General features: G+C 54.0%; 19 protein-coding genes, 1 tRNA gene and 1 pseudogene. 2 read left to right on the forward strand and 19 right to left on the reverse strand.

All coding sequences use genetic code 11. The annotated features are described in order from the left end of the window. Window positions 1-2: 2 nt before the first annotated feature. Window positions 3-1223, reverse strand: coding sequence for a Tm-1-like ATP-binding domain-containing protein (locus tag ACMGEE_RS08885; protein WP_253458575.1), 1221 nt, complete (start codon window positions 1221-1223; stop codon window positions 3-5). Window positions 1224-1503: 280 nt separating this feature from the next. Between ACMGEE_RS08885 and ACMGEE_RS08890 the strand changes: the two genes are divergently transcribed. Beyond that, window positions 1504-2139: a TetR/AcrR family transcriptional regulator gene (locus ACMGEE_RS08890; RefSeq protein ID WP_253458572.1), complete on the forward strand. Its 636-nt coding sequence runs from the start codon at window positions 1504-1506 to the stop codon at window positions 2137-2139. Between the two features lie 62 nt (window positions 2140-2201). Here the strand turns inward: ACMGEE_RS08890 and ACMGEE_RS08895 are convergent, their stop codons facing one another. Next, complete coding sequence (locus ACMGEE_RS08895; protein WP_436829909.1) at window positions 2202-4346, reverse strand: ornithine decarboxylase; 2145 nt, start codon at window positions 4344-4346, stop codon at window positions 2202-2204. Window positions 4347-5136: 790 nt separating this feature from the next. Between ACMGEE_RS08895 and ACMGEE_RS08900 the strand changes: the two genes are divergently transcribed. Then, window positions 5137-5212, forward strand: a tRNA-Phe gene (locus ACMGEE_RS08900). A 295-nt stretch (window positions 5213-5507) separates the two neighbouring features. Here ACMGEE_RS08900 and ACMGEE_RS08905 read toward each other — a convergent pair. The 17 genes and pseudogenes from ACMGEE_RS08905 to ACMGEE_RS08985 all read right to left on the reverse strand — a co-directional run. Next, window positions 5508-5615: pseudogene (locus tag ACMGEE_RS08905) on the reverse strand (helix-turn-helix domain-containing protein); the annotation flags it as partial. Between the two features lie 357 nt (window positions 5616-5972). Further along, entirely contained in the window at window positions 5973-6461 is a 489-nt protein-coding gene (locus tag ACMGEE_RS08910; RefSeq protein WP_436829910.1) for a GNAT family N-acetyltransferase, read from the reverse strand. Next, on the reverse strand, window positions 6458-6751 hold the full coding sequence (locus tag ACMGEE_RS08915) for a type II toxin-antitoxin system TacA family antitoxin (protein WP_394148264.1): 294 nt from the start codon (window positions 6749-6751) through the stop codon (window positions 6458-6460). Before ACMGEE_RS08915 ends, ACMGEE_RS08910 begins: the two co-directional genes overlap by 4 nt. Window positions 6752-7144: 393 nt before the next feature. Further along, window positions 7145-8482, reverse strand: coding sequence for a VasL domain-containing protein (locus tag ACMGEE_RS08920; protein ID WP_436829911.1), 1338 nt, complete (start codon window positions 8480-8482; stop codon window positions 7145-7147). 95 nt (window positions 8483-8577) lie between these two features. Further along, the gene (locus ACMGEE_RS08925) at window positions 8578-8916 is read right to left on the reverse strand and encodes a DUF1283 domain-containing protein (protein ID WP_369895982.1); all 339 of its coding nucleotides are present in this window, start codon (window positions 8914-8916) and stop codon (window positions 8578-8580) included. 57 nt (window positions 8917-8973) lie between these two features. After that, window positions 8974-9429 (reverse strand): type VI secretion system baseplate subunit TssE, encoded by a 456-nt coding sequence (tssE, locus tag ACMGEE_RS08930; protein WP_253458563.1) that lies wholly within the window; start codon window positions 9427-9429, stop codon window positions 8974-8976. Next, the gene (gene tssJ, locus ACMGEE_RS08935) at window positions 9429-9965 is read right to left on the reverse strand and encodes a type VI secretion system lipoprotein TssJ (RefSeq protein ID WP_253458560.1); all 537 of its coding nucleotides are present in this window, start codon (window positions 9963-9965) and stop codon (window positions 9429-9431) included. Before tssJ ends, tssE begins: the two co-directional genes overlap by 1 nt. Beyond that, on the reverse strand, window positions 9943-11028 hold the full coding sequence (gene tssG / locus ACMGEE_RS08940) for a type VI secretion system baseplate subunit TssG (protein ID WP_436829912.1): 1086 nt from the start codon (window positions 11026-11028) through the stop codon (window positions 9943-9945). The genes tssJ and tssG overlap by 23 nt, the downstream gene beginning before the upstream one ends. Then, window positions 10992-12746 (reverse strand): type VI secretion system baseplate subunit TssF, encoded by a 1755-nt coding sequence (tssF, locus tag ACMGEE_RS08945; RefSeq protein WP_436829913.1) that lies wholly within the window; start codon window positions 12744-12746, stop codon window positions 10992-10994. The genes tssG and tssF overlap by 37 nt, the downstream gene beginning before the upstream one ends. 34 nt (window positions 12747-12780) lie before the next feature. Then, window positions 12781-14379, reverse strand: a complete 1599-nt coding sequence (tssA, locus tag ACMGEE_RS08950) for a type VI secretion system protein TssA (RefSeq protein WP_436829914.1) — start codon at window positions 14377-14379, stop codon at window positions 12781-12783. Continuing rightward, on the reverse strand, window positions 14376-17807 hold the full coding sequence (locus ACMGEE_RS08955) for an ImcF-related family protein (protein WP_436829915.1): 3432 nt from the start codon (window positions 17805-17807) through the stop codon (window positions 14376-14378). Before ACMGEE_RS08955 ends, tssA begins: the two co-directional genes overlap by 4 nt. Window positions 17808-17896: 89 nt before the next feature. Then, the gene (locus tag ACMGEE_RS08960; RefSeq protein ID WP_436829916.1) at window positions 17897-19111 is read right to left on the reverse strand and encodes a KPHS_23130 family T6SS system protein; all 1215 of its coding nucleotides are present in this window, start codon (window positions 19109-19111) and stop codon (window positions 17897-17899) included. After that, entirely contained in the window at window positions 19111-19377 is a 267-nt protein-coding gene (locus ACMGEE_RS08965; RefSeq protein ID WP_436829917.1) for a PAAR domain-containing protein, read from the reverse strand. The genes ACMGEE_RS08960 and ACMGEE_RS08965 overlap by 1 nt, the downstream gene beginning before the upstream one ends. Window positions 19378-19667: 290 nt before the next feature. Then, a complete protein-coding gene (locus tag ACMGEE_RS08970) occupies window positions 19668-20711 on the reverse strand; it encodes a DUF6708 domain-containing protein (protein WP_436829918.1) in 1044 nt (347 codons plus the stop codon). Window positions 20712-21069: 358 nt separating this feature from the next. Further along, complete coding sequence (locus ACMGEE_RS08975) at window positions 21070-22122, reverse strand: DUF6708 domain-containing protein (RefSeq protein ID WP_436829919.1); 1053 nt, start codon at window positions 22120-22122, stop codon at window positions 21070-21072. Between the two features lie 2 nt (window positions 22123-22124). After that, the gene (locus ACMGEE_RS08980; RefSeq protein ID WP_436829920.1) at window positions 22125-24722 is read right to left on the reverse strand and encodes a T6SS effector BTH_I2691 family protein; all 2598 of its coding nucleotides are present in this window, start codon (window positions 24720-24722) and stop codon (window positions 22125-22127) included. A gap of 22 nt (window positions 24723-24744) precedes the next feature. Continuing rightward, window positions 24745-25587, reverse strand: coding sequence for a DUF4123 domain-containing protein (locus tag ACMGEE_RS08985; protein WP_436829921.1), 843 nt, complete (start codon window positions 25585-25587; stop codon window positions 24745-24747). Window position 25588 lies beyond the last annotated feature (1 nt).

Raw genomic sequence — 25588 nt, forward strand, 5'->3', positions numbered from 1 at the left:
GTTCAGCACTCCTTTTCGATCAGCTGGCGAAACTCTCTGACCGCCGCCAGCGCAAATTGCGGATCGTTGATATTAAACGGCAGGCGACGAATAACGCGGCGGCTGGTCTGTTTGACGTTCGCCTCCAGCGTGCTGATAAAGGCGGCGCGCGCTTCCGGCGACCAGAAAGCCTGGCCCGGCGCGTCCAGCGCGGAGAACCCGCCTTCCGGGATCAAAAACACGATGTCGCCTTCGCAACGATTAAGCTTATCCGCTATCCATTTCGCCATCGTCGCGTTCTCTTCCGGCGTGGTGCGCATCAGCGTAACCTGCGCGTTATGGTGATAGAAAAGCCGGTCGGCATATTTCTCCGGCACGCCGGAAGGATGACCAAAGTTGACCATATCCAGCGCGCCGCAGGAAATTACGCAGGGAACGCGGCTGTTGGCTACGGCGTCAAAACGCGTTTCATCGCAGGCCAGCACGCCGCCAAACAGGTAGTCGCAGACTTCGGTGGTGGTTAAATCCAGCAGGCCGCTCAGCATCCCGCTGTCGGTCAGCTTTTCCATCGCCTTGCCGCCGCTGCCGGTGGCATGAAACACCAGGCAGTCGTAATGCTCTTCCAGCATGGCGCTGACCGTCTGAATACAGGGCGTGGTGACGCCGAACATGGTCAGGCCCAGCGCGGGCTTGTCGTTACTGTCTTTTTCTATGGGAAAAAGCACCGCACCGGCGATTTGATGGGCCGCATTGCCCAGCACGCGACGCGAGATACGGTTAAGACCGGAGACATCGGTGACCGAATAGACCATGCTGATATCGCTGGCGCCAACGTAGCCGGAAACGTCGCCGGAAGCCATCGTCGAAACCATTACCTTCGGCACGCCGATCGGTAAGGCCTGCATCGCTGGCGTAATCAACGCCGTACCGCCCGAGCCGCCGAGGCCGATAACCCCAAGCAGATCCTGACGTTGGCTAAGGAAAATTTTAAACGCCTGCGCCATCGCGTTAATGGCCCTGCCGCGGTCGCCGCAGAACACGGCTTCACGCCCGTCCGGATGAAAATCGGCGACCAGCTCCGGCGGAAAATCAGCGGTGGAAGGCGTACTAACTGGTTGAGTTGACAGGTCAACTGTGACGACGTCAACGCCCGCCTTGCGCAGGCAGTCGCTGACATAAAACAGTTCCCTTCCTTTAGTATCTGCCGTTGCGACGGCGTAAACAAAACCACGATTAATAGTCATAGTCGTAACAACACCCTGTTATCAGACAGAATAAAGACTTGATAAAGAAGCAATAAAACAGTAAATAGAGATTGAGAGTTTTTTACTTTCAATTTGTTGAGATAACAGTATCACTATCGTCAATGATAAATCAATTGAATGGAATAAGTGTCTCACAAGGATGTTGGCTATGCTTAATAACAAAACCTGTCCTGCAGACGCCAGCGAATGGGAATGCCCTTTACGCGCTGCCGTCTTCAATCGCTTGAATATCAGGCAGATTTAACAAAATGAGGTTAATGTGGAGCAAAGGGATTCCGCTGGGGTTGTAAAGCTGACCGCCACACGCGCAAGAACACGTCGTTTACTGATCGAGACCGCTATGCGGCTTTTTGACAGCGGCGCGTTCCCGTCCATTACCGAAGTCGCGCAGGAAGCTCAGCTTTCTCGCGCAACGGCCTATCGCTATTTTCCAACGCAGAGCGCGCTGGTTTCCGCCATCGTTACGGAGACGCTCAGCCCGATAAAAAGCTGGCGCCCGACTCGTGAAGAAGCCAGCGACCGTATTGACGAGCTGCTGACGTTCGCTTTTCCGCGCATGTTGGAGCATGAAGGCACGCTGCGCGCGGCGCTGCACCTTTCTCTGACCCAGTGGGCACAGTCGCAGTCCAGCGACAAGCCGGACAGAGAAAAGCTGGTAAGGGGAAACCGCAAGGCGCTGTTGCAGCACGTGCTGGAGCCGCTGAACGACGAGCTGCCGCCGGAGATTGTCGATCGGGTGATTAAGTCCCTGTCGCTGGTCTACGGCTCGGAGATTTTTCTGGTGATGAAGGATATCTGGGGCTGCGATAACGACCAGCTTCAGGATATCGGCAAGTGGATCGCCAGGGCTATTATGCGTCAGGCGCGGGAAGACGCCGCGCTACAGGCTAACTGAGCGGCGCTACCGTGCGACAGAAGGGGCTTATCCCGCGACCTTAACGGCGCGGGATCGCTGGCTTAGCGGCTAAGCATATAGCCCATCAGGCGCTTCACGCCGTTTTCGTCCGTTTCCACATACACGCCCTGTAGCTCCGGTGAAAAACCCGGCAAGCCGTTTAGCCCTTTCTCCAGCGCAAGGAAATAACGCTGCGCCGCCCCGCCCCAAACCTCGCCCGGCACCACGCAGAGCACGCCCGGCGGATAAGGCAGCGCGCCTTCCGCAGCGATACGCCCTTCCGCCTCTGCAATGGGCACCAGCTCGACGTTGCCGCGTATAAATTCAATGTTAGCGTCCTGAGGGTTCATCGCCACCTTCGGCAGGCTCTGCTGGCGGAACATCGCCTTCTGAAGATCTTTTACCTCGTTACCGACATACAGCTGGTGCATCTCCAGACAGAGGCGGCGCAGCGTATAGCCTTCGTAGCGCGCGGCGTTTTTGCGGTAAATAGTCGGCAGCACGTCGCGCAGCAGCGCGTCCTCGCGGATATGCTGCTCAAACTGCGCCAGCTTCGCCACCAGATGCGCCATTTTCTCCATGCTTTCGGCGGGCGTCAGCAGGAAAAGAATGGAGTTCAGATCGCATTTTTCCGGCACCACGCCGTTTTCACGCAGGTAGTTGGCCAGGATCGTCGCCGGAATGCCGAAATCAGCATATTCACCGCTGGCGGCATCAATGCCCGGCGTGGTCAGCAGCAGCTTGCAGGGATCGATCAGATACTGATCTTTTGCGTAGCCGGCAAAGCCATGCCAGGCGGCACGTGGCGCAAAGCTGAAGTAGCGGCTGTCGGCGGCAATAGCGGCCGTCGACGCATCCTGCCAGCGCTTGCCGTCCACTTCGTCAGGGATAAAAGGCCGGATCATCTCGCACTTCGCGAGGATAGCCTTGCGCGCTTCAATCCCCAGCATGACGCACTCGTGCCACAAACGTCGTCCGGCTTCGCCCTGGTGCATTTTGGCATTAACGTCGAGCGCGGCGAACAGCGGATAAAAAGGACTGGTTGAGGCGTGCAGCATAAAAGCATTATTAAGCCGCTTGTGGCTGCAAAAACGCCGCTGGCCGCGAAGGTGGTTATCCTTTTTATGGATCTGGGAGGTTTGCGAAAAGCCAGCCTGCTGTTTGTGTACCGACTGGGTGACGAAAATGCCCGGATCGTGCTCATTAAGTTCCAGCAGCAGCGGCGAGCAGGCTTCCATCACCGGAATAAACTGCTCGTAGCCTACCCAGGCGGAATCAAACAGGATGTAGTCGCAAAGGTGGCCGATGCTGTCGATAACCTTACGCGCGTTATAAACCGTGCCGTCATAGGTGCCAAGCTGGATAATCGCCAGCCGGAAAGGACGCGGCTGGTTGGCGCGATCCGGCGCGACGGCGGCTATTTGCTCCCGCAGCCACTTCTCTTCAAAACAGTGCGCATCGATACCGCCGATAAAACCAAACGGGTTACGCGCCGTTTCCAGATAAACCGGCGTCGCGCCCGCCTGGATCAGCGCGCCATGATGGTTGGATTTGTGGTTGTTGCGATCGAACAGTACCAGATCGCCTCTGGTCAGCAGCGCGTTGGTTACGACCTTATTGGCGCTGGAGGTGCCGTTCAGCACAAAGTAGGTCTTATCCGCGTTAAAAACTTTTGCTGCGAATTTCTGGGCGTGCTTGGCCGATCCTTCGTGAATAAGCAGATCGCCCAGTTTCACATCGGCATTGCACATATCGGCGCGAAAAATGTTCTCGCCGAAGAAATCATAAAACTGACGTCCGGCCGGATGCTTTTTAAAAAACGCGCCGCCCTGGTGGCCCGGACAGGCAAAGGTGCTGTTATCCATTGCCACGTATTTGGTCAGCGTGTTGAAAAACGGCGGCAGCAGCTTTGCCTGATAGTCGGCGGCGGCGGCCTCCAGCCTGGCGGCATCGTCCTCTTCGCCCGTCAGCACGCCGGTGACTTCCGGCAGATCTTCCGCCTGGGCCAAATCGTCAAGCGAGATAAATACGGGCAGGTTAAAACCGGTATGGCGCAGCAGCGCCAGCATCCCGCTGCGCGAGTCGGCCACGGAGAGCACGATTGCCGCCACGTCCGTGAAGTCGGTTTTTTCCAGCGTCACGACTTCGCGACCGGTCTGAAGGTGGATCGCCACGGTGGTGCTGGCTGCAATTTTAAGTGGTGTCATTACGCAAATCCCAGGGTAAGGATAAGGGTGCCGGAGGCACAGCAACGGGGAAAGGCGCGGCCTTTACCCCACGAAAGCGTCAGTAGGGTCAGCTTCGACCGACAGACATCAGTAAACTCCGCGCGCGGCGGGTTTTACTCATGGCTAACCGTGAAGCAGGCAGAGCCTCACCGCATGGTGAGCGGCGTGGATAACAGAAGAAAATGGGATCGGCGGCGCGACATCAGATGATAGCGACAGTGCAGCAGAGCTTGCATGATGGCGGCCTCGCGGAGCGGAAAACGGGGTAATAATCGCATCTTTTATTTTGATGTTCAAGACGCAAAAAGCATTACCCCTATATAGCCCTTTTGAAATAAATATATATATTTCATATATTTATTTTTTACCACACCTCTTTTACGCTGATTTTTTTGGTGATTATGCACTGAAAATGCAAACATATTCAGCAGTTTTCGGTAGTTTTGACTTTACGAACTGACAGCATTTGCCCGACGTGTGCTTTCGCTGCCCTGCCCCGTTTATTAGCCATCTTCCTTGGCGACAAAGCCTCATCAGGAATGCCTGGCTTGCAAAGCTGTGCAGAACGGCGAGCAAATCAGTCTTTAGTATGATGTAACTAACCAGAAAAGGTAGCCCGCGAGCGCGACGGTTTGCAGCAGACAAATGCGGGCAATAGTGCCAAAGCGGCGTAAATCCAGCCGGATTGATGGAAAAGAGTGCAAACAGTTCGCTTTTGTGCATAAAGCCGTTGACGGTTTTCCGCGACTCCTGTTTAATGCGCCTCGTTGCCCGGATAGCTCAGTCGGTAGAGCAGGGGATTGAAAATCCCCGTGTCCTTGGTTCGATTCCGAGTCCGGGCACCACTAATTTAGTTTCATGGCGTTCATATAAGTCCTGAAACGTTATAAAATCAGTAAGTTAAAGAAACCTGATGGCGCTGAAAAGCTCTTTCAGGTTTTTTTACATCCAGAATTTTTGCGGCTTAATTGAAGGCCTGTTGGTTTGATAAACCTCGGAGCCCCGCCATGCCACTCACCGATGCCACCATCCTCAATACAAAACCGCTCGATAAACCTCACAAACTCGCGACGCGCAGGACCTTTACCTGCTGATTAAACTCAACGGCTCTAAACTCTGACAATTCGAATACCGCTTTGGCAACGTGGAGGACGCCAGCCCTGAGTTGCAGGAAACGGCGGAAAGCAAAGCCCCCTGCTTTCTCAACGCTGCGATGATGTCGGCAGGATGCCAATCCGGTTGCCTTATGCTGCCACCTCGTCAATAAATTTCACGCCGTCGGTGATGCGCAACCAGCGCGGATCGTTGATTTTATTAGAGAAAAAGTGGTTCAGATCGTACAGCAGGTAGCCAGGGTAATTTCGGATTTACGGTAACAGCCTCTGTCCCGTCAGCATCTGCGTCAGAGCAAGGCAGTAATGGCAAAGTTCAGTACATTCAGGAACGAAACTCGTTGGGCAGGTGGGGAGTATATCAACTGTCAGGCTGTCCATCATGTGCTCCGGGATCGGATCCAGCAACGAAGGCAGAAGCAGCCTCAAAACAATATATCATTGATAATTTGACTCATAAAACTACCATTTTATTGGCTCCAAATAATGCCAATCAAGCATGAACCAAATCCCCCAACGTTACCATCAACATCATCGGCTCTATCGGCGACGGCTCAAACCCCACCCGCAGGTAAAACTCCCGCGCTTCATCCGACAGGGCGTGAACCAGCATCCCGCGAATACCGATAGTTTCCGCCACCTGAATCACCCGTAACCCGGCATCCCTCACCAGCGCCCGTCCGACGCCCTGCCCGTGTAGTGATTTATCCACCGCCAGACGCCCCAGTACCACAACGGGGATCGGATCGGGCATATTGCGACGAAAGCGACCGGGGGCAGTGTTTGTCGTTACCGCGCTGGACGCCAGCGAGTAATACGCCAGTACGTTAGAATTGCTGCCACAACACACAAAGGTACGGGACGCGCCAGTGGTCTGATTTTTCATCGCCCGCTGTTTCAGCCAGTTATCCATAGAATCCGCACCGCAGCAAAACGGGGTAAGAATATGCCCGGCATGAAGCGGTTCAGGTGCGGAGATCATTTTTCCTGTTCCCACGGCGCAGGGGTCTGCATGGTTTTACGCAGTGCGGCGTTTGGCGCGGGAGCCTGATCCAGACGGGTCAGAAATGCCTGATAAGCCTGCGGATCGGCCATGATGATGCGTTGCTCGATCAACGCCTCTTCTGCGGCGGCGCGAGCGGCCTCCAGCACAAAGTCTGTGCGGTTTTTCCCTCTGGCTTTTGCAGCCCGATCGATAAGCTCGCGCTCAGCGGGCTTGATGCGCAGGTTCAGGGTTTCGCGTTTCATCGCCATGCTGTTTGCGGTTGGCATGATGTTGTCCTCTTGTGTTTCTGTGGATATAAAGTATACAACATGCGTAACGCAGATGTCATTACGGTAAATCCAGAAGGAATCGAACCGGAGTATCGAATCAAACGATTTTCTACGTATTTTAAACCACCATTATGATTTACAAGCAGAAATGAGGGTCAACCTCTGGGTCTTAACTGGAGATAGAAAAAAGATTTATCATTGAAATCAAATTGGTAAGTAATTGAATGTTCCCGAGTCCGGGCACCCTATTTGTAAGAACGGACCTCCCAAGAGGTCCGTTTTTCGTTTCTGTATCCCGCTAAGTTTGCGTTCCCTTTCCGATCGGCGCCCTGCGCGCGTACCGTCCTGACGTCAAAATCTGACAAAAAATCATGACAGGCTGAACGCCACTTATTTATCCCCCCTGGCCTTTTCCGCCTCCTGCTTCAACAAAAAATAGCGTGCCTGTAACTGCGCCAGCGCCCTTTCCGCCTGCCGCCGCTGGATATCTGACTGGCTGAGCGAGTAAAGACGCAGCTGTTCTTCGGCTGGCACCGAGCGGTTAAACGCCTGGGTGGCGTTATACACCACCGACTTCAGCTCGCTGACCGTCATATATTTACCGCGCTGCCCGTCGAGCGCATTCAGCTTTAAAGTTAGCTGCTGTAGCTGCTCCATTCCCTGCTGCCAGCCGCCCATCGCCTCTTCAGGCAGCGCCGCCGCTTTTACTTGCTGCTGCCATTCCGTTGCTATACCGCGTGCCTCCTCCGGGCTGGCTGCCAGCGCCAGGTCTATCAGCTGCTGCCCGTAATTCAGCGACCAGTCCGGTGCAAGGCCGCTAATATGTGCCAACTGCTGCTGAGTATCCCGCAGGACGTTTTGCGACAGCGCACCATCCTGCTTCAGGCTGTTTATCTGCGCTGTGGAAAGCGGCAGCGGTAATGGCGTCAGCGATGCCTTTAGCTGTGCCACCAGCGGGTCCGTACGATGCAGGCTATACCATGCCCATTGCCCCATACATCCCGCCACCAGCATGGTAAGCATTCCGGCGACAAAAGGTTGCCAGCGGCGGGTCTTCGGCGGTGCCGTCGTCACCTCAATGTTGGACGTGGGCTGCGCCACATAGATCCACCGCGCCGCGCCGGGCACCATCTCAGCAACAGACTGCGCGGCGGCAGGTAATGCTACGGCTGGCGCGGAAACAGGATTATCGCCCGTGGCGGCATCGCTGTTTTCCAGCCGCACCGCGCTGGTGTGCATCAGCGCTGCCAGCGCGTCGAACTGGCTCAGATTCCGCAGCTCAAGGCGTTGTAACACCTCGTTAAGCCGTTTGAGCTGCTGTTCGGCAAGGTAAAGCTGGCTGAGGTCGCTGTAACTGGCGGGAAGCTTGCGCATCCATTGCTGCACGCGACGGCTAAGCGCGCTGAGGATCTCCACCCGTGCATGCACCCGTGGCGGCCAAAGATTTCCCCACTGGTGACGGATTAGCGCCTCCAGGATAGCCAGCCCTTCGTTCAGCCCGGCCAGTCCGGCCAGCTGCGCGCGCGCCAGCGTGTACCAGGCCGCCGTTTGCAGCTCTACGCCGTTGTGCTCAAACAGCGCGAGGCTGAGTTTTTCTACGTGTTGCCAGTTAACGTCCGGGCGTGCCGGATGGGACAGCTTGCCCAGCTCGTCGCGTAGGGCGGCGTAATCCGTCAGCGTGCGTGGGTCGCCGCCGGTTTTCAGGTAGGGTTCGGATAAAGTAGTCATAAGAGGTTTCAACTTCGAAAAATAAAGGCGTTTGAGATAAAGCAACAGGCTCGTGATTGGTTAACAGATTTTGATCCAGGCGGGCGGCGTGATAGTCAGCCTGCGGCTTCTCTTCCTGTCGTCCTGTCCAGGCAGCGCCGGGTGACAGGTTCCCAGTAGGCATTAAGGTTTCTGCTGTTTATGCACTGCGTGGCCGCACCGTCAGCAGGCTGGGCGGCGCGTTTTTGCGGCGTAGCTTTCTTTTTTTTGGCCTGTGCCGTTTGTGGATCTTGCCCGGGATACTCTACCCGCCGGTGCGGGCTTCTGTGGCAGTGATACTCGCCTGTTTTACGATTGGTATGGCAGCCTTCAGAATTTGTTCGGCCCGAATGGGCTAAAACAGAGGGGCTTAACATCATGCAGATTAACAGCGCTGTGCCAGCGTGAAGTTTCATTCGTGCTCCCTGTCGAATGCAGAGCCGGAAGGTCTGTATACGCCTCCGTTCTCTGGTTCAGAGGATGGATTGCCGATCGAGATACTGCTGCTGTTTCATATGGCGGATCAGCACCTTGCCTTCCGGCAGAAATTCGGTGCCGTAGCGCACCAGGCCAATCCCTTTCAGCTCGGCATCAATGCCATAGCGCAGCTCGCCGGGCATGGCCTGCGGCAGCAGCGTTACCTGAATGCTGTTCAGGCGCGGCTCGTAGCGGAGCAATACCTCGGACAGCGTGGTCATCAGCTGGTGCGCCGTGCCGGGCATTCCCTGAAGGATTTTGCTCATATCCGGCAGGCCGTAACCGGGCAGATGCGCCAGCGTTCCGGCGCGGCAGTTGAGAATACGCTGCATATTATCGAGCACGGAAAGAATGACCTGGTTCTCTTCGCTGATATCGTGCAGATCCAGCCCGCCGCTGAAGTTGCCGTAAAGCATTTCATACAGCGAGGGAGCGTTATGTGAGTGCGGCATTATTTCTCCTTGAGGGAAAGACTGTTATCGCCCGCTTCCAGCACGCGAGCGTTATCCGCGTCCAGCGCTTCACGCGCCAGCACCTGCTTCCAGTTATTTTTAGTCAGATCCGGCTGGCGGAATAACCCCACCACCGCGACGAACTCCGCCTCTGGCGCCATCGGCATATCCAGGTTGACCGCGCCGCCGGGAGTCAGGATCACATCCCGGCTGGCGAGCAGGTCGCTACTCAGCAAGGTATCGCCTTCAGTAACCAGCTGCTGATAGACCAGCTTATCGAAGACCTTACGGTCGCGAAGCTGATAGACGCGTATCACTACGGACTGAGGCGCGCTGTGGCTTTCGCGCGTATCAGTATTCAGCGCTTCCCGACTGGTAAAATCGAGATGCAGCACCTTTATTTGTTTATAAAAAATGGCGGACACCGCCGAGCGGGTGCCGTCGGTGACGCTTTGCGTCAGTCCGCAGCCGGTCAGGCTGACAGCCAATAACGGCAGTAGCCAGCGGGCGGATTTAATTGAATTGGTAGGTAACACGCTGATTTCCTTGTACGGAGACGGCAGACGACAGCCCCTGATAGCGGCCGGATTCAATGGTAAAAGTTTGCGGCACGTCGCTGGGGATCTCATCCCCTTCCACGCCCAGTACGCCGCTCATGCCCAGCCGGAACGGCGCTTCGCCAAGAGGGGCTACGCGCAGCAGCGCCGTGCTGACGGTCAGACGAATTTTTGCCTTAAAGCGCCAGCCCAGGTAAACGCGCAGCATCACCAGAAAGTCCTGATACAGCTGACCGTCCGGCATCCAGCCCTGGGTTTCGCTTTTGCTGTCGGTCATCAGCTCAATCAGCAGCTGGCTGCTGGTATCCATGACTTCGTCACCCAGCGGCGCATTACCGTCCAGCAGGAAATCGTCTTCGCCGTAAAAGCCAAGCGGCTGGCTGATTTCCACCGGCCGCAGGCTGTAGGGGCTGACGCTGGCGCGGGTTTCCCGGGCCAGCAGGCGAACCAGCGCCTGGATCCCTTCCTGGGTTTTTGCAGGCTGCCGCAGTACGCCCAGCAGCGCCAGGAAGCGAGAAACCGGCGTGGCGATATGGCTGGCGGTGCCGGGAATGCCCAGCCCGACTAACCCCAGCAGCGACTGGGAAATAGCGTCCGTGCCGCCTGGCTCAAAGGTGGCCGGGTAGGAGTATTTACGCCAGATGCGATAGAACTGCGTCAGGATGCGGTGGCTGAAAATGCCGAGAAATCCCTGGAGCGCCTCATGCCCTTCCCTGCGCTGGGTAATATCGTCCAGATAGCTGGTGGGCAGCGGTGAATCCACGCCGTACATGCCCATAAACGTGGTCCGTATTTTGGGTGCGGCCGTGGCATCGTCTTCACTGTATTCAACGCTTTTCAGCTCGCTGGCGGGAAACCCCATCCCCGGCCACGGGGTAAAGCGCACCGCATCATCCTGCGGACGGCTGGAGCTGCCGAGCGGTGGTCGTTCCGGGTGCTGTTTTTCCAGCAGCTGACAGAAGCGATAAAAGTTTATCCGCGTCAGCTCCGCTTCCAGACGCGGGCTTAACCGGGAATGCGGCGGTTGTGTTTCTCTTCCCATTGCAGGCGTTCTCCGGTGGGGTTCAGAATGATAACCAGTCGATTAAACAGATAGATATCGGTATACAGCGCGAAGAAGTGACTGAGCATTTCGCCAAACAGACAGATATCGCCGTGGCCGGCAAAGCCGTGGCTGTCGAGCGTGACGTCAATCTGCACGCCCCGCAGCAAATGGCCTTGTTCAAAGCGCTCGATTTCGCTGTGGCTGACATCGACAATCGCTTCCAGACGGCGGCGATTCATCTCGCTGCCGGTCCACTCGTACAGCGCCAGCGTGCCGCGCAGCACGTCGGCATTGTCCATCATCGACAGGAAATTGCTGCCGAGATGGCTCAGCACGCGCCAGTGAAAACGGTCGCGATCCGGCGGATAACAGGGCAGCGTGGGCGCACAGAGGTTGCGCACGTCCACCTTTGCCGAACTGGTCTTCATCGCGGTATCCAGCACCGTGCTCTGCAACGCGCGGCGCGGCAGCTGGCCGTTGGTGCCGGTAAGCGTCAGCGACAGGCTTTCATCATCCGGCACGGTATGGTTATCAAAGGCTTCCCCACCGAGGATAAGCCAGGTGTTATGCAGCCCGGACGCGCCGCGCCGCACGCGGGTATGGTAGTAATATTCCGGCGCTTCGTGACGCATCATGCCGCCCTTGTGGCGGAAGCTGGAAAACGGCACGTAGGCATGCCGCCCGGAGGAGATCACCGAATCGACGGAATAAATTTCGGTATGGCCATCCTGCACGCGCATAGGACGCAGCAGATACTCGGTCTGAAGCGAGTTCAGCGTCAGCGGGTCGGACTCCAGCGGAAAAAGATTGATGACCGGCGCGCAATGCAGCCGCAGGTGCTTCTCGCTGAAGGTGAAATCGTGCTCCCAGCGCCGCGCCAGCACTACCTCGATTTCAAACCATGCCAGCGCGGCAGGCAGCGTCACGCTCTCCAGACCGCGCAGACCGGTGAACATAAATTTTTCCCGGAAGGTGAAGTACTCCAGCAGCAACTGGTAGCCGCTGAAGCTGCTTTCGCCTTTCGGCCACAGCCCGTCTTGCTCGCCAAACCCCAGCGCGGTAAAGCGCGCGTCCAGCGGGCGACGCTCCGGCTCTCCCGGCAGGCGCAGCCAAATAGTGGCGGTGTTTAAGGTAAAGGCTTCATGCATCGCACAGGCCAGCGGCGCGTCAGCGTTAAAATAGAACGGGATCAGGCTGAGATCGACCCGGCTCCAGTCGGCCAGGCTGCTACAGGCAAAACGCAGGCGCACCACCGATCGCCCTTCCGCATCGGTTGAAAGCGCGGCCTCCTCCAGTGCCAGCGGTTGCAGGCCGATCTGCTGAGTCGTGGTGTAGCGACAGCGGGTCGCTTTCTCGCCAATGGGCCGCGAGAGGATTTCAAACCCCTTCGCGATGGCTATTTTTTCTTTCATTTCGCGCCAGTCGGGGCTGAACTCTACTATCGACATTGACGGAATAGTCCGTAAGTAGTGCGGCCACAGCAGCGTGACCAGCCCTTCAGTCAGCTCGGGCAGATCGTCATCAAGCTTTTCGCGCAGGCGGCCCATCATAAAGGCGAAGCCCTCGAACAGGCGCTCCACATAAGGATCGCGAGCGTCCGCTTTATCCAGATTCAGCAGCGCCGCGCGATCCGGGTGAGCGCGAGCGAACTCTTCACCCGCTTCAAGCAGGTAACGCATTTCCGCGTCGTAATAACGTAGGGTTAAGTCGTCCATAATAAACCTGAATGAGTGACATATCGAAGGAAGCCTAACAGCACAGCACCGCCGCACGGGCCGGATCGAGTACGATCAGGCCGCTCAGCAGCGTGTCCATCTCTGGCTGAAGGCGATCTTTTTCCGTTTCGCTGCGTGCAGCTTTGTTGCGCAGCAGCTTCAGTCGTCGCGCGCGAACTTCAAATAAAAGTTCAGGGCACCACTGCGGCAGCGTCAGCGTCTGCGCGCCGCTGTCCAGTTCGCCCAGCAGGTGCAGCGCCAGATCGTTACGGGCATATTGCTCCGCCACGCGCGCCATCAGCAGACGCATCAGCCAGCGATCGCGGGCGGAAGCCATACCTGGGCGGGATTGTAACCAGACGAACGCGGCCTCAACCCCCTCGCTGTCCGCCAGCGCCAGCAGCTCCGGCTCCAGCTTCAGCACGGCTTCATTATCCTGCGGGACGGCGGTTACCGTATCGGTGGCCCAACTCTCAGGGTCATCCATCACCTGCTGATTGATCCAGTTCAGCGTGACCTCATCGGCAAACGGCGTGCCGTCGTTAAAGGCCAGCGCCTCCAGCCCCGGCAGCCGTGACAGCAGTCCTTTTAGGTCCCGACAGAGGATATCGGCGCGCACCGCATCCGGGTCCGCTTTCGTCAGCGCCTGCCAGGTGTACCACTGTAAATCGAGCCACAAATGGTTAACGCCCTGGGCAAAAAGATCGTCGGTCTGCTCCAGCAGCTCCATCCAGCTCTGCTGGAGATAAAGACGCTTGAGATGGGCGCGATGATCCGGCTTTGGCGGCAGAAGGCGGGTGCGCCCGCTGGCGTCAAGCGGTGGCAGTTCGGTCAGCGTATCCCAGCGAATGCTTTTCATCAGATGGTGTCCTCCCAGCCAGCCGCCCGGCCGATCGCGCAGATATTTCGCCAGCATTTTCGCCTGATCGAGCAGGTCACGACCGGAAGTGACGGTTGTCATTACCGGTGCGGCCGCTGACGACGCAGCGGAGGAGGATGCGCGATCTTCCCGGCTGGTCTGCGGTACCAGGCTATCCGCGCCGCCGCTTTGCGCCAGCCGGTTTTCCAGCGCCAGATAAAGCCCGGCGAGCTGCGGACGATGCTCTTCAGCCAGCAGCTGCATGGCCTGTTCCACCAGCAGCAGCGCGCCGGTAATGCGCTGCATGGTGGCCATATCTACTTCCGGGTAGAGCGAAAGGCTGTCGAGTACGCGTCCGCTGCCAAGCCACTCCAGCGCGGATTTGCGGCTGCGCTCGCGCTGCGGGTGCAGCTGCGTGCCAAAGCGTTGCAGCATGGCGGCCAGCAGCTCCAGCCCTTCCGCCAGACCGGCTTCGCCATCCTGATGCAGCCGTGCCCAGATGTAAAAGGTCGCCACGCGCAGATCCTTGCTTACCGTGGTCAACAGCTTTTCCGTGAGCGAGCAGATCAGCGTGGTATCAATGCCCGAAAGCTTGTTCACCTCTTCGCGGATAAGCTGAAAATCATCGTCATAGCCGGGTTCATCGCCCGCTGGCTGTGCGTCACGGATCGGCAGCAGCCAGGCGCGCCAGTTGTCTGCCCGCGCCTGCGCCAGCCGCATCAGCGCGGCTTGATCTGCGTGGCAGGCGGTCACGATATGCTGTAGCGTGGTCATTCATCTTCTCCTTCCATGGCGGGCATATCGCTATCAGCCGCCAGCGCTCTGGCGGCCAGAACAGCATCAACGCTGAAAATTTCTGCCGGTAGCCTGAAGTTGCGCAGCGCCAGCAGCTGTAACGGGCCGCTGCCCAGCTGCGAGCGCAGCGCCCATTGCAGGTTGCTGCCGTCAGGAGCGGTAAACGTCATCATCCACTGGCTGCGGTCCAGCTGGCGGCGCTTGCCCTGCTCCAGCCAGCGGATCAGTCCCCAGGTGCCGCCGTAGTCGCCAAACAGCCTTGCCCCGGCGCTGGCGGTGCTCCAGGTCAGCAGGGTGCCGGGTTTAAAGGTGTCGCCCGGCCAGCGGAAGGTTTGCCATTCGGCCATCTGGTTAAAGTATTTCTGCTGCTGACCGTCGATGGTCAGCAGCGTCTGCACCACCCCCGGCGTCGGACGCGCCTGCAGCTCAAAGCTGATGCCCTGGCTGCCGTCGGTGAACAGCACGTCAGAGAGCTGACTAAGCTGGTTAAGCGCTTTGAGAAGTGCCGGATTAAAGGTCAGCCCCTGGCTGTTGGTCCGATCCGGTACCCACTGGCTGCCCTCTTTATGCAGCACGCCGCTCAGCTCGGCGTTAAGAAAACGCTCGATACGGCCGCTGTCCCTGCGCAGGAATTCGGCCAGCATTGGTAGTGAAGCATCGTTGCTGCTGGCGGCAAACGGATAGCGCCCGTCAAACGCGCTGCGCCACAGGGCCACCACCGAGCGGTTCCATCTGTCGTTGAGGCTGGCCGCCGACGGTTGCAGCACCGTCTCCCAGGCCTGCGTCAACGGCTGTACGAACATCGTCTGGCCAAAGCCGCTCCACTCTTCGCCCAGGCTGGCGGCAATCAGGCTGCCGTACTGGCGGGTATCCGTCAGGTCGATACTTTTGCCCTGAAACACCGTCTGTGCCAGCGTTTGCATCATCTCCTGCGGATCGGAGCTGCCCGCCACCTGTTGCAGACGCAGGCGCACGCGGGTAATGCGCGTCAGATAAGTTTGCAGGCTCAGGCGGTCATCGCCCGACAGGGCGTTGGCGGCTTTATTTCTGCCCATCAGCGTCAGCAGCGGGCCAAAGGTGTCGTCAAGTGGGCCCTGCGGACCGGCGGCGCTCTGGTCGATTACCGGCTTTTTGCTGCTGCCCACCAGCTCCTTCGCCGATTTGATAAGGGAGTCCGACAGCGCCTCGCGCTGCTCGCCGGTCTGCCCCTGCCACGCCAGCGTGTTCATCAACGCAATCAGCGGCGACTGGCGGACGTCGCTCATCAGCGTCAGCTGGTCGGTCACGTCGGCAATATTGCTGGCCGGATTAAGGCGCAGGCTGTTAAGGAAGTTGAGCCAGCTACCGGCAAAATCGGTGAAATAGCGCTGCGTCAGGCGCGCTTTCAGCGCTTCCGGCGACAGATCGGCGGCAAGCCCCTGGCGGCTGTCGCTGAGCACCCAGTCAATCTCATCACGCCGTGACGTTGCCGCTTTGTCGATAGCCTGCTGCACGCCGCCTTCCCAGGCCTGGCGGGTAAACATGCCCGGCACCATCCTGTCGGTGGTGAACAGGCGTCGGGCATCCGTGCCGTTGGTCATATCCTCCAGCGTGACGTCCGCAAAGTTGCGGCGTACCGATTTGAGCATGTTTTCATACAGGGTGCTTTCGGCGTTGCGGCGGCCAATCTGCTGGAGCAGCACCTGACGGACCTGAGCGACCATCGGGCCATCCGGGGTGATGGCCCAGCGTGGCTGGTACGGCAGTTCGGCAATATAAAATGCCCACAGATCCGGCGCCAGGCTCTGCCATAAGCCGGGCGAGATCCCGCTGCGGGTTGGCTGTACCGTTTTCATCACCGTGGCGTAAAACGTGCTGTCCACCTTTTCGGGATGCGCCATCATCAGCCAGGCCTTCAGCTGGTCGTAGCCGGGTTTTGCCCGTGTGGCGCGCAGTGGGCTGTCCGGCGGCAGGTCCGCCAGCGCGTTCAGCTGCTGCCGGAGCGCGACGTCCGCCGGATCGCGGATCAGTCGGTTATTCGCTATGCCATACCACGGCATCATCGCCGCCAGCAGCGATGCGTGATGATCGAGGCCGAAACGCCGATACCAGGGGGCGCCTTCCTGATGCCAGTGTTTCAGCAGCCCGGCCTCGTTGCGCAGCGCGTACAGATCGGTCAGCTGCCGGTCGGATACCGCCTGGGTTTGCACCACGGCGCGGGCCTTCTCCGCCACGTTGATAATATGATGGCGATTAAGCGCGAAGGAAACGAGCAGGCCCGCGCCCCATACGCCTGCCATCGTCATCAGCGCCCAGGCCAACGTCTGCTGCCAGGGCATTCCGACGCGACGGCCGCGCAGCCGGGTACAGTCATCCACCACGCCCTGCCAGGCGGCGGATAAGGTCAGGGCGTGGCGCGACATTACCTGCGCACTCTCCGCCGGCCCACGGCTTTCCGCCAGGCTGAACATCAGGCCGCGCAGGATGATGCGCTGCTGCGCCCCCTGTAGCCACGGCGACAGTTGCGTTTGCCAGCGCGCAATACCGCCGCGCGCCAGCTGCTGGCCCAGGCGCAGCAGAAAGTCGTGCTGTCGGTGCTGCGCAATCTGCGCCATCCCCTGCCTGCGCAGCATCGGCAGCAGGTGGTTAAGCTGTGAGGCGATATCCTCCGGCAGCGCGCGCAGCGGAAACGTCGCACCGACCGGCTGTTCGGGCCTTCCCTCCTGCGACCAGTCGCTGCTGCATAGCTGCCACAGCCATACCGGCGGCAGATAGCGCAGCAGGCTGCCGATGCTCTCCAGCGCGCGTAAATCACTATCGCTCTGCTGCAGCGTCAGGTTTTGCTCTTTATCCAGCACGCGGATAATGCCGTCCAGCGGACGGCCGCAGCGAAGTTTGCGCAGCGCGTGATATTTTTCGGCGTCCACTTCGCCCCCCAGGCTGCCGCCATCAATCAGCACGGTACGGTTACCTTCCAGCCACTGCTGCTCTTTCAGGCCGGGCAGCAGGGTTTCGCGAGCAGCCTCGTCGCCTACTACCAGCAGCAGACGCACTTTGAAGCGCCAGAACAGGCCGTAGCGGGCGCGGAGATGGGTGTTCAGCTGCGTGATACTGGTTATTTCGGCTAATTTTTTGTCAGTAACTCTGGCGTTTTCCCTGACGGCGTAACTCTTTACCTCCCGATAATATTTCGCGGCAAAGAGTCGTGTAGAAATAAAAAATATGATAATAAAAATAAGTAAACCGCCTGTACATACCAGGGCAGCAATAAAAATCCTCTCCTGCCATGTGGAATCAGGGGAAATACCTAACTGCACTGGATTATTTTTAACAATAAAACATATCAAAACACCAAGACATAGCAGAAAAAACAGGATTAACCACAATTGAAAATTCGAGTTACTTATTCCCTTTAAAATCCTTTTCACCTTTCCCTCTCTGAATTTAACCGCTAATACTATCGGTCTATAATTAATAGATGAATAACAGATCAGTATAGTTAATGCCGCCGGCAAATTCAGGTAGAATGAATAATTAACCACCATGGCAGACTGCCGGTATCGGGCATACTCATCACCAACTGAGGGGCAGTCACTCTGCCTGCATTTTCTGCTGCCAGCGCGATTGCCAGCCAGGGGGAAACTTTGCCAACATTTCCACTTTTCATATCTATATCAATGAATGTTCCTTCAGCATCAACCGTTGAAAATTTGAGATTGTTCTTTGCCAGAAAAGTCAGAGTATTGTTTTCAACCCCAAGTCCGGAGAGCCAAAGGTGAGATACTTCCTGAGATTGGCTTCTCCCCCATATTATCGACTGTTCAGCTGACTTTCTTAGTCCTGCTTCCTCTTTGGTACGTTCTGGTCTGTGCAAGCGCACATATTTTTCCCCAGGGATAGAAACATTTTTCATACCGTGTAACAACAATGCTACGCCTGCTTCGGCATCACCATCCGCTGGGCTCTGTAATAATCTAACCGACAAAATTAATATATTATCCATATTGGGTTTTTCATCCAGTAATTTATCGACATCCTCCAGTGATAGACAAGAAGAAAAACAGAAGGGGGACAATAATGGGTATAATTTATTAATCCTATTATCTAATGAAATTATATCTTCATTAGATAACTCAAAATCGGTATCAATTTGTATAATTGTTATTATTTTTAGTGTTGCTTTATGCTGTGCTAACGCTGCCTTTAGCCTGGCTCCCTCTATGAGAGATATAAGTAGAGCAAGCGTCCTGTCAGGCGCAGGTTGCATAACATCGTTAAAACGAGCCTGATAAGTAACTGAGTGTGTGGTCTCATCCACCAGCACAGGTATAATAACCGCATGTGGCAACTGAAATTGCTCAGCCAGTGTTTCCGAGGTCATAACATGTGGTAAACGTACGTTTACTGCCTCCAGAATAAGAAAACGTTGGCCGCGTTTAATTTCCGATCCAATATCCGCCTCTCTCTCTCTGTCCCAACCATCTGCCTGCCACTCTGAAACAAGCCATGCCAGCCAGCGAATGCTAAATACAGCTAACCATAGAATAATGGGTATGCCAATAAGGCATTGCCAGAAAAGTGCATCACCTGCTACCTGTTCTGTAGGCCATAATTTAAGTGTAATGAATACTCCACATAGTATAAAAAACATTAACGATAATGACCAATATTTCAGAGAGGGGCATTTCTTACGTTTAGCTACAGAAGGGATAACTGAAAGATCGACTGGCATTATTTACTCGTGGTTGCATTTATCAGGGAGGAAATCAATGTACATCCGCAGCTGCACCGATCGCCATGGAAGGCAACAGGAATACCGTTATCCTTCATCGTTGAATGCCCTTGTACGATAAACGATGGACTATGCCCCTGAATAGGGCAACTTACCGGATCGTTAATACGCGCCACACCAATCCCTTGAAACCTCATTTTTTCTGAGCCAGCCTCTACTTGACCACCACCTGTGGTTTTATCGCCAATGCGAATAATGCCTTTCATTTCAACCTTCTTTTAATCGAGTTATTTTTATGTACTTACACTGGTAAATTGCGTTGATATTTTTAAGCCATACTAATAAAACAGAGTGAATCGACTTTTAAAAAAACGAGGTATAAGTAAAAAGTTAATTACCGATAATTAAATATAATATTATTTTTTAGTATGAAATCACTTATTATACCCACATACAGGTTAGTTCTTCGCGAAATGTACATACTTTCCATATGGTTTCCCCCTGTGCTGCCAGTAGCGGAACGAGAATAAATGCAGCCGAGATAAAATAATCGTTTTCATTCTATAACAGGTTTATTTCCATATTTTTTTGCCAACGCTGCATGAATTCGGTTTGTGGCCGTATCCATACGCTCGTATTTCTCTTGCCAGTTAGTTAATGACTGGTTGGCAAAAACCAGTCGCCACATATCTTTGGGATTGTTCGCTGCACTGACATTGACTGGGTCATCAGCATCCGGTCGGCAGGCATCCAGAACATCCTGAGGCCAGCGGGGAATTTTGCTGGTCTGGCTGGCGATATAGCGACATACTGATGCTTCAAGCTGCAATGGCAGTTTAAAAGGAAAATAAATCCATCCGAAACGGGAATCCATATATATCAAATTTTGCAGGCCGAAGAGATAACCCTCTTTTCGATTTTCTATCGGCGGACAGATAACCACCAGTTCTGCCAGTTCGGCTACCAGGTCCTCTTCCATATAGCAGCGAATAAACTCCCAGTACTCAGGCAGAGATTCTTTATTCTCACAAACTCCCAGACTAAAAGTTTCCAGCACGGTTTCTCCATCTTTATTGAGAATATGTCCCCTGATACACCATTCACGCAGTGGACCCGGCTCTTTATCCTGAGTAAAGTAAATTTCCTTCCAGGGCACCGACAACACGGTTCCATCGGTGCGAAATATGTAAACTGCCTGGTTCCTACGATTAAACCGGATCGGGTAATGAGTCCATGCAAACCATTCCTTTAATAAAAAACACCCTCCAAATATCATAAACGAAAGAGGTATCATACATCCTAAAAAAGCTTTAATCACTCCCATACCCGGCAGTAAATCACTAAAAAACCTGAATGTGATAAAAAGGAAAATCGCCAGACATCCAAAAAATATCATTGCAGCCCACCAGGTATTAGTTCCTGCCTCCTTATAAAATTTATCCACCGTTTCCAGGTAAGTAGAATTCATTCGAATAACCGACTCTCCACAGTTTAAAGACTTCACCTTACAGGGCGTTCCCTGCCGAAGTCGATAATTTTTTTCCGTGCGGGTAAGTTTTCGATTCACTTTATAAGGCTGATAGAGCCCGTACATGGTCATGTTTAAACATCCTCTGATTTAACTTCCCTTCATTTTTATTGATTTCGGAATATACCCACCCAGCGTCTTGAGCTTTCTTTTGAACCAGTTCTTGGTTTTTCGAGTGTTCAACTTTCCGCATCAAAAATGAAGAAAGACTGCATTAGTACTGTCATTTGCCGAATACAGCACTTTGCTAACCTGGTTATTCTCCCTCACTCTGCAACAAAGTAGACAGATATGATTGTAACTGAGGCCAAACGTCGTGCTATGACATGACTACAGGACAGTCAGAACCGACAGTACGTGGCGAATACAGGATTTACAGCTTTCAATGCCCATCTCAGGGGTCATTTTCTGCTTTTTAATCGAGGCCTTGTCATGTCCTGTCGACCGTTTTCGTGCCATATTTTTTTGCCAGCTCTGAATGGATCCGGTTCGTGGCCGCATCCATACGCTCGTATTTCTCTTGCCATTTAGTTAATGACTGGTTGGCAAAAACCAGACGCCACATATCTTTGGGATTGTTCGCCGCGCTGACATTTACTGGGTCATCAGCATCCGGTCGGCAGGCATCCAGAACATCCTGAGGCCAGCGGGGAATTTTGCTGGTCTGGCTGGCGATATAGCGACATACTGATGCTTCAAGCTGCAATGGCAGTTTAAAAGGAAAATAAATCCATCCGAAACGGGAATCCATATATATCAAATTTTGCAGGCCGAAGAGATAACCCTCTTTTCGATTTTCTATCGGCGGACAGATAACCACCAGTTCTGCCAGTTCGGCTACCAGGTCCTCTTCCATATAGCAGCGAATAAACTCCCAGTACTCAGGCAGGGATTCTTTGTTCTCACAAATTCCCAGACTAAAAGTTTCCAGTACGGTTTCTTTATCCTTATCAATAATATGGCCCCTGATACACCATTCGCGCAGTGGACCCGGCTCTTTATCCTGAGTAAAGTAAATTTCCTTCCAGGGTACCGACAATACCGTTCCATCGGTGCGAAATATATAAACCATCTGGTTCTTACGATTAAACCGGATCGGGTAATGAGTCCATGTAAACCATTCCTTTAAAACAATTCGTCCAGTAAAAACTAATGTACCTAAAAACACTGTATCAAGTAAAAGAACGCGTAATAACGGCATATATCCTTCAGAGGAAATAAGCTGAATCCCTCGAGCAACGCCTATTATTACCAATGATAACATTATTATAGACGCTATCACCCACCATCCATTATCTATCCCTTTTTGCTTATAAAATTTATCTGTCGTCTCCAGGCAGGTAGAGTTCAATCTTATAACCGATTCTCCGCAATTAAAGTATTTTACCTTTCGGGGATTCCCCTGATTCATCTTAAGCTTTTTTTCAGCAGGGGTTAATGAACGGTTCACTTTATAGGGTTGATAAATTCCATACATACTCATTATCAGTTCTCCTCTGGCCTAATAGCCTCATTAAAAGCCGCTATTTCCATTGCCTGCGTGGGGTAAACTTCAGGCAGACTATACAACCCTTGAGGAACCTTGCGCCAAAGACAGGATTTCAACCACTTCTGAAGATCGTTATCCCCTTTTAAAGACATATAAATAGCTGAACCAAAGATAAAAATAATTCCCCAGGCAATTCCAACAGGGCCCAGTACAAAACTGGTTATTAATCCTGACATGAATAACCCACTGACAGATGAAATGGCACCGGCAATAGCCATTCCATAGTCACCAGAAAAAGCATAATCAGTTGCATTAACACTATCCCAAATAACTCCGACTAAAGCAGCCTTTGCACAATATTTGACACCATATGTCAGAACAGTCATCGTATTTTTTAAAAATTCAGCTCCCATTCTGACACGCACTAATGCCTTCAGCCTCAGCCCCTTCAAATCATTCAGCGCCCGCTCCGTCAGTTCCAGGGTCGAACCAAAAGCACCTATTATGTTGGATCCAAAACGAGTTCCTTTTTCCCAGCCCGGTAGCTCCTTATCTTCTGCGGCCCCCTTTAGCGCGATACCCTGGAAAATCACAGAAGCCATACATCCCCAGAACGGCACCGCTCCGGCAGTCATGCTGGCAATATGGTTAGCCGTTGTCCCTTTCAGTAAGGCCATTTTGCCACGATAAAAACGGGGAAAGATTGCATCAGTGACCTCATCTGCTGAATGCAGTACTCTGCTAACCTGTTTAACCCTTTCACTCTCAGGCAAGGTGGCAAGCTGTGTGGCTTCATTAATATCAATCAACACCATAAAACGCCGCTTTACAGTATTTTCCATTGGAATGCCATCCAGTTCCATTCTACGCAATGCCTTATCCAGACGAGGGCGTAATTTATCCTGCGACACTCGATTATCCATATCGGTCATTTGAGCAACAACTCTTAATGCTCCTTCAAGGAAATATTTACGTTTTCCAGTTAGCGTAACGACTTTTAATCCATAGCCGCTGCCTGCGACCATTGCAACAATAGCCAGCGCAGGCTTACTCCAGGCGACATCACTAATCAGCCGAATAAATCCGCTGCTGATGGTATTAATATAGTATTCCATCTTTAGTGAGAAAACTTTGCTGTAATCTTCCGTGGCGTCTTTAATACCATCCATCAGATTCTCCCAGGGTACATCATTCACTTCTGATGCCTTGCTGACTTTTTCCTGTATTAGCGCGGCCATTTTCTCATTATTAAATATCAACGCCTGTAGAATATAGTTGTCTGCGCTGAAGGATGCTGCCTCAAGCTGACTGCGTAACCATTGAGAAACCGGTACCTGATCCTGCATCCCCTCCAGGCAGTCCGTGACGCTTTGCAAATAGCAAAGCCCGCTTTGAATATCCTGAGTATCGTAGTTGTGTTTAAAGCTGTTGATAAGCGCATCGCTCTGTAACCCGGCAAGGTACATCTGCGTCATCGGGGTAATCACATTTTCATCGTACGTTTTTACTGCTGTAGCAAGCTTCTTAAGAAACGCTCGTTCCTGCTCCCTGTCGATATATTTTTCATAATCGGCCCAACGCTGGTTTATTCGCTGTTCAAAACGCCGGTCAAACGTTTCTTCATTACTACGGCGGACATCCGCAGCGGCGCGTTCGGGGTTATCTGGCGGCAGCGGCATTCCGGCAATTATTTGAGTACCTATCGTTCGTGATATTTGTTCGCTGGTTTTGTCCTCGCTCAGCAAGTCGCGACGGAACTGCTCCGTCATTGCCAGTTTCAAACCCGATAAGGCCGAGGATAAAGCGATACCGCGCGCGTAGTACGGATCGTCGGCAAAACGTGTTTTCAGGCGCCAGGTTACCAGAGCGCTTAGCTCCTGCGTGACCGCCATTGGATCGGCCAGAACGATGATAGCCCCTTTATCTGCATACAGTGAATCGGCCGCCAATCTGAGGTTGTTTGCCGCCATAATATTAGCGTTTTTCCACGGTGCCGGAGACCATTTCTTCACCTCACAATATGCGCCCCGGCTGCTGTATTCCGCTATAGTGTTGCTTAAACTGGCGATCGGAAGCGCCTGTTCTGCCTGACCGCCAGCGAGCCATGCATCCATATCGAAACGCTGCATGTACCGGCTGCGCCATGCGGTATTTTCATGCTGCTTGCGCACCGAGTCCGTCCATTCCACCTCTGACCAGGCAAACCAGAACAGTCCATTTTTCATGTTGAGAGGTTTTACCGGTAACGTAACCAGCGAAGCGGTCGCCAGCTCACGCGGCTCAGTAACGCAGGGTTTTACTCTGCCGTTGACAATATCTGACGGCACGTCCTCCTGTTCGGGCAATGGATAATAGAATCCGTCAGCGGTGACGAAATAGTTTATCCAGTATTTACCGGACTCCACCCAGATATAGAGAAACCCTTCACGCAACAGCCGTGCCGTCCATGCGGTTTCTCCCTGTGCTACCAGTGGTGGAGTCAGGGATGAATGCAGCTGAGGTAAAACATCGTCCTGAGACATTATCGCCGGGCGGACGGGCAGAATAGGCACCCCGTACCGGGTACAGAATTTACAACCTTGTTTAGTGCTCATTTCAGAAGCCGCTCCCTGCTTTTTAAGATTGAGGACTGGTCATCTCTCGCCAGCGGGTTTCATCCCAACCACCGGTTTCAACACGATATAAGTTTGGGCTGTGACTCGCCTGCTGTAAGAATGCAGACATCTTTGGCGCTTTCCAGAACCCTTCACGCTGCACCATGCCATGTAGTGCAAATGCTAAACGATCTTCTTCTGTGGGAAGCTCACATTTCTCCGCCTGTTTCAGCAATGCTTCCAGCCGACGGCTAATTTGCTGGCGTTGTTTCATATCAGCGCACCCAGGTAGCTGCTGTAATGCCTGGTTTATCAGCCCGCAATACGCCAATTGATGTAAAGGAATGCCGGCGTTTTCTGTCGGTTTGCCAGCTATGCTCTCCAGAAACTCAAGGGTATGCCAGCTGCCATCCAACCAGAATGTCCAGCGCGGTATATCTTTCGCAGATAGCAGGTTATATAGCCGCCATGGACAGAGCATCCAGTGCAGGTGAAACAACACTCTCGGGTCATAAAAGCGCAAAATATGACCTTTATGCTGTGTATCTTTAAAATACAAAGCATTGACCAGCGCACTTTTGACATGTTCAGGTGAACAGTCGCTGGATAACAGTAGGCTGCATTTTTCTGGTGAACGAAATCCGCTATGGCGCGTAAGGGCTGTCATTAACTTATCCCATTCCTGCACAGGCAATTCACGCAGCGGCACCAGCCAGGGATAAAGGTGTGCCTGAGGTGCAAGCACAGGCAATATCAGCTCAATGACTGGCCATGATTTGGGTATTGTAGAGACAAGCTTACGGTCGATTACCGCGTATTGATGCGACCCTAACGTTTGGTGTGGGGTAATATAGTTAATCGCCATA

It is taken from the genome of Erwinia artemisiae, assembly GCF_051400835.1.
In the GTDB taxonomy this organism is placed as follows: Bacteria; Pseudomonadota; Gammaproteobacteria; order Enterobacterales; family Enterobacteriaceae; genus Erwinia; species Erwinia aeris.

Coding starts and splice junctions, on each gene's coding strand:
- ACMGEE_RS08885 (WP_253458575.1), bottom strand. CDS start 1,223: ATGACTATTAATCGTGGTTTTGTTTACGCCGTCGCAACGGCAGATACT.
- ACMGEE_RS08895 (WP_436829909.1), bottom strand. CDS start 4,346: ATGACACCACTTAAAATTGCAGCCAGCACCACCGTGGCGATCCACCTT.
- ACMGEE_RS08910 (WP_436829910.1), bottom strand. CDS start 6,461: ATGATCTCCGCACCTGAACCGCTTCATGCCGGGCATATTCTTACCCCG.
- ACMGEE_RS08915 (WP_394148264.1), bottom strand. CDS start 6,751: ATGCCAACCGCAAACAGCATGGCGATGAAACGCGAAACCCTGAACCTG.
- ACMGEE_RS08920 (WP_436829911.1), bottom strand. CDS start 8,482: ATGACTACTTTATCCGAACCCTACCTGAAAACCGGCGGCGACCCACGC.
- ACMGEE_RS08925 (WP_369895982.1), bottom strand. CDS start 8,916: ATGAAACTTCACGCTGGCACAGCGCTGTTAATCTGCATGATGTTAAGC.
- tssE (WP_253458563.1), bottom strand. CDS start 9,429: ATGCCGCACTCACATAACGCTCCCTCGCTGTATGAAATGCTTTACGGC.
- tssG (WP_436829912.1), bottom strand. CDS start 11,028: ATGGGAAGAGAAACACAACCGCCGCATTCCCGGTTAAGCCCGCGTCTG.
- tssF (WP_436829913.1), bottom strand. CDS start 12,746: ATGGACGACTTAACCCTACGTTATTACGACGCGGAAATGCGTTACCTG.
- tssA (WP_436829914.1), bottom strand. CDS start 14,379: ATGACCACGCTACAGCATATCGTGACCGCCTGCCACGCAGATCAAGCC.
- ACMGEE_RS08960 (WP_436829916.1), bottom strand. CDS start 19,111: ATGCCAGTCGATCTTTCAGTTATCCCTTCTGTAGCTAAACGTAAGAAA.
- ACMGEE_RS08965 (WP_436829917.1), bottom strand. CDS start 19,377: ATGAAAGGCATTATTCGCATTGGCGATAAAACCACAGGTGGTGGTCAA.
- ACMGEE_RS08970 (WP_436829918.1), bottom strand. CDS start 20,711: ATGACCATGTACGGGCTCTATCAGCCTTATAAAGTGAATCGAAAACTT.
- ACMGEE_RS08975 (WP_436829919.1), bottom strand. CDS start 22,122: ATGAGTATGTATGGAATTTATCAACCCTATAAAGTGAACCGTTCATTA.
- ACMGEE_RS08980 (WP_436829920.1), bottom strand. CDS start 24,722: ATGAGCACTAAACAAGGTTGTAAATTCTGTACCCGGTACGGGGTGCCT.
- ACMGEE_RS08985 (WP_436829921.1), bottom strand. CDS start 25,587: ATGGCGATTAACTATATTACCCCACACCAAACGTTAGGGTCGCATCAA.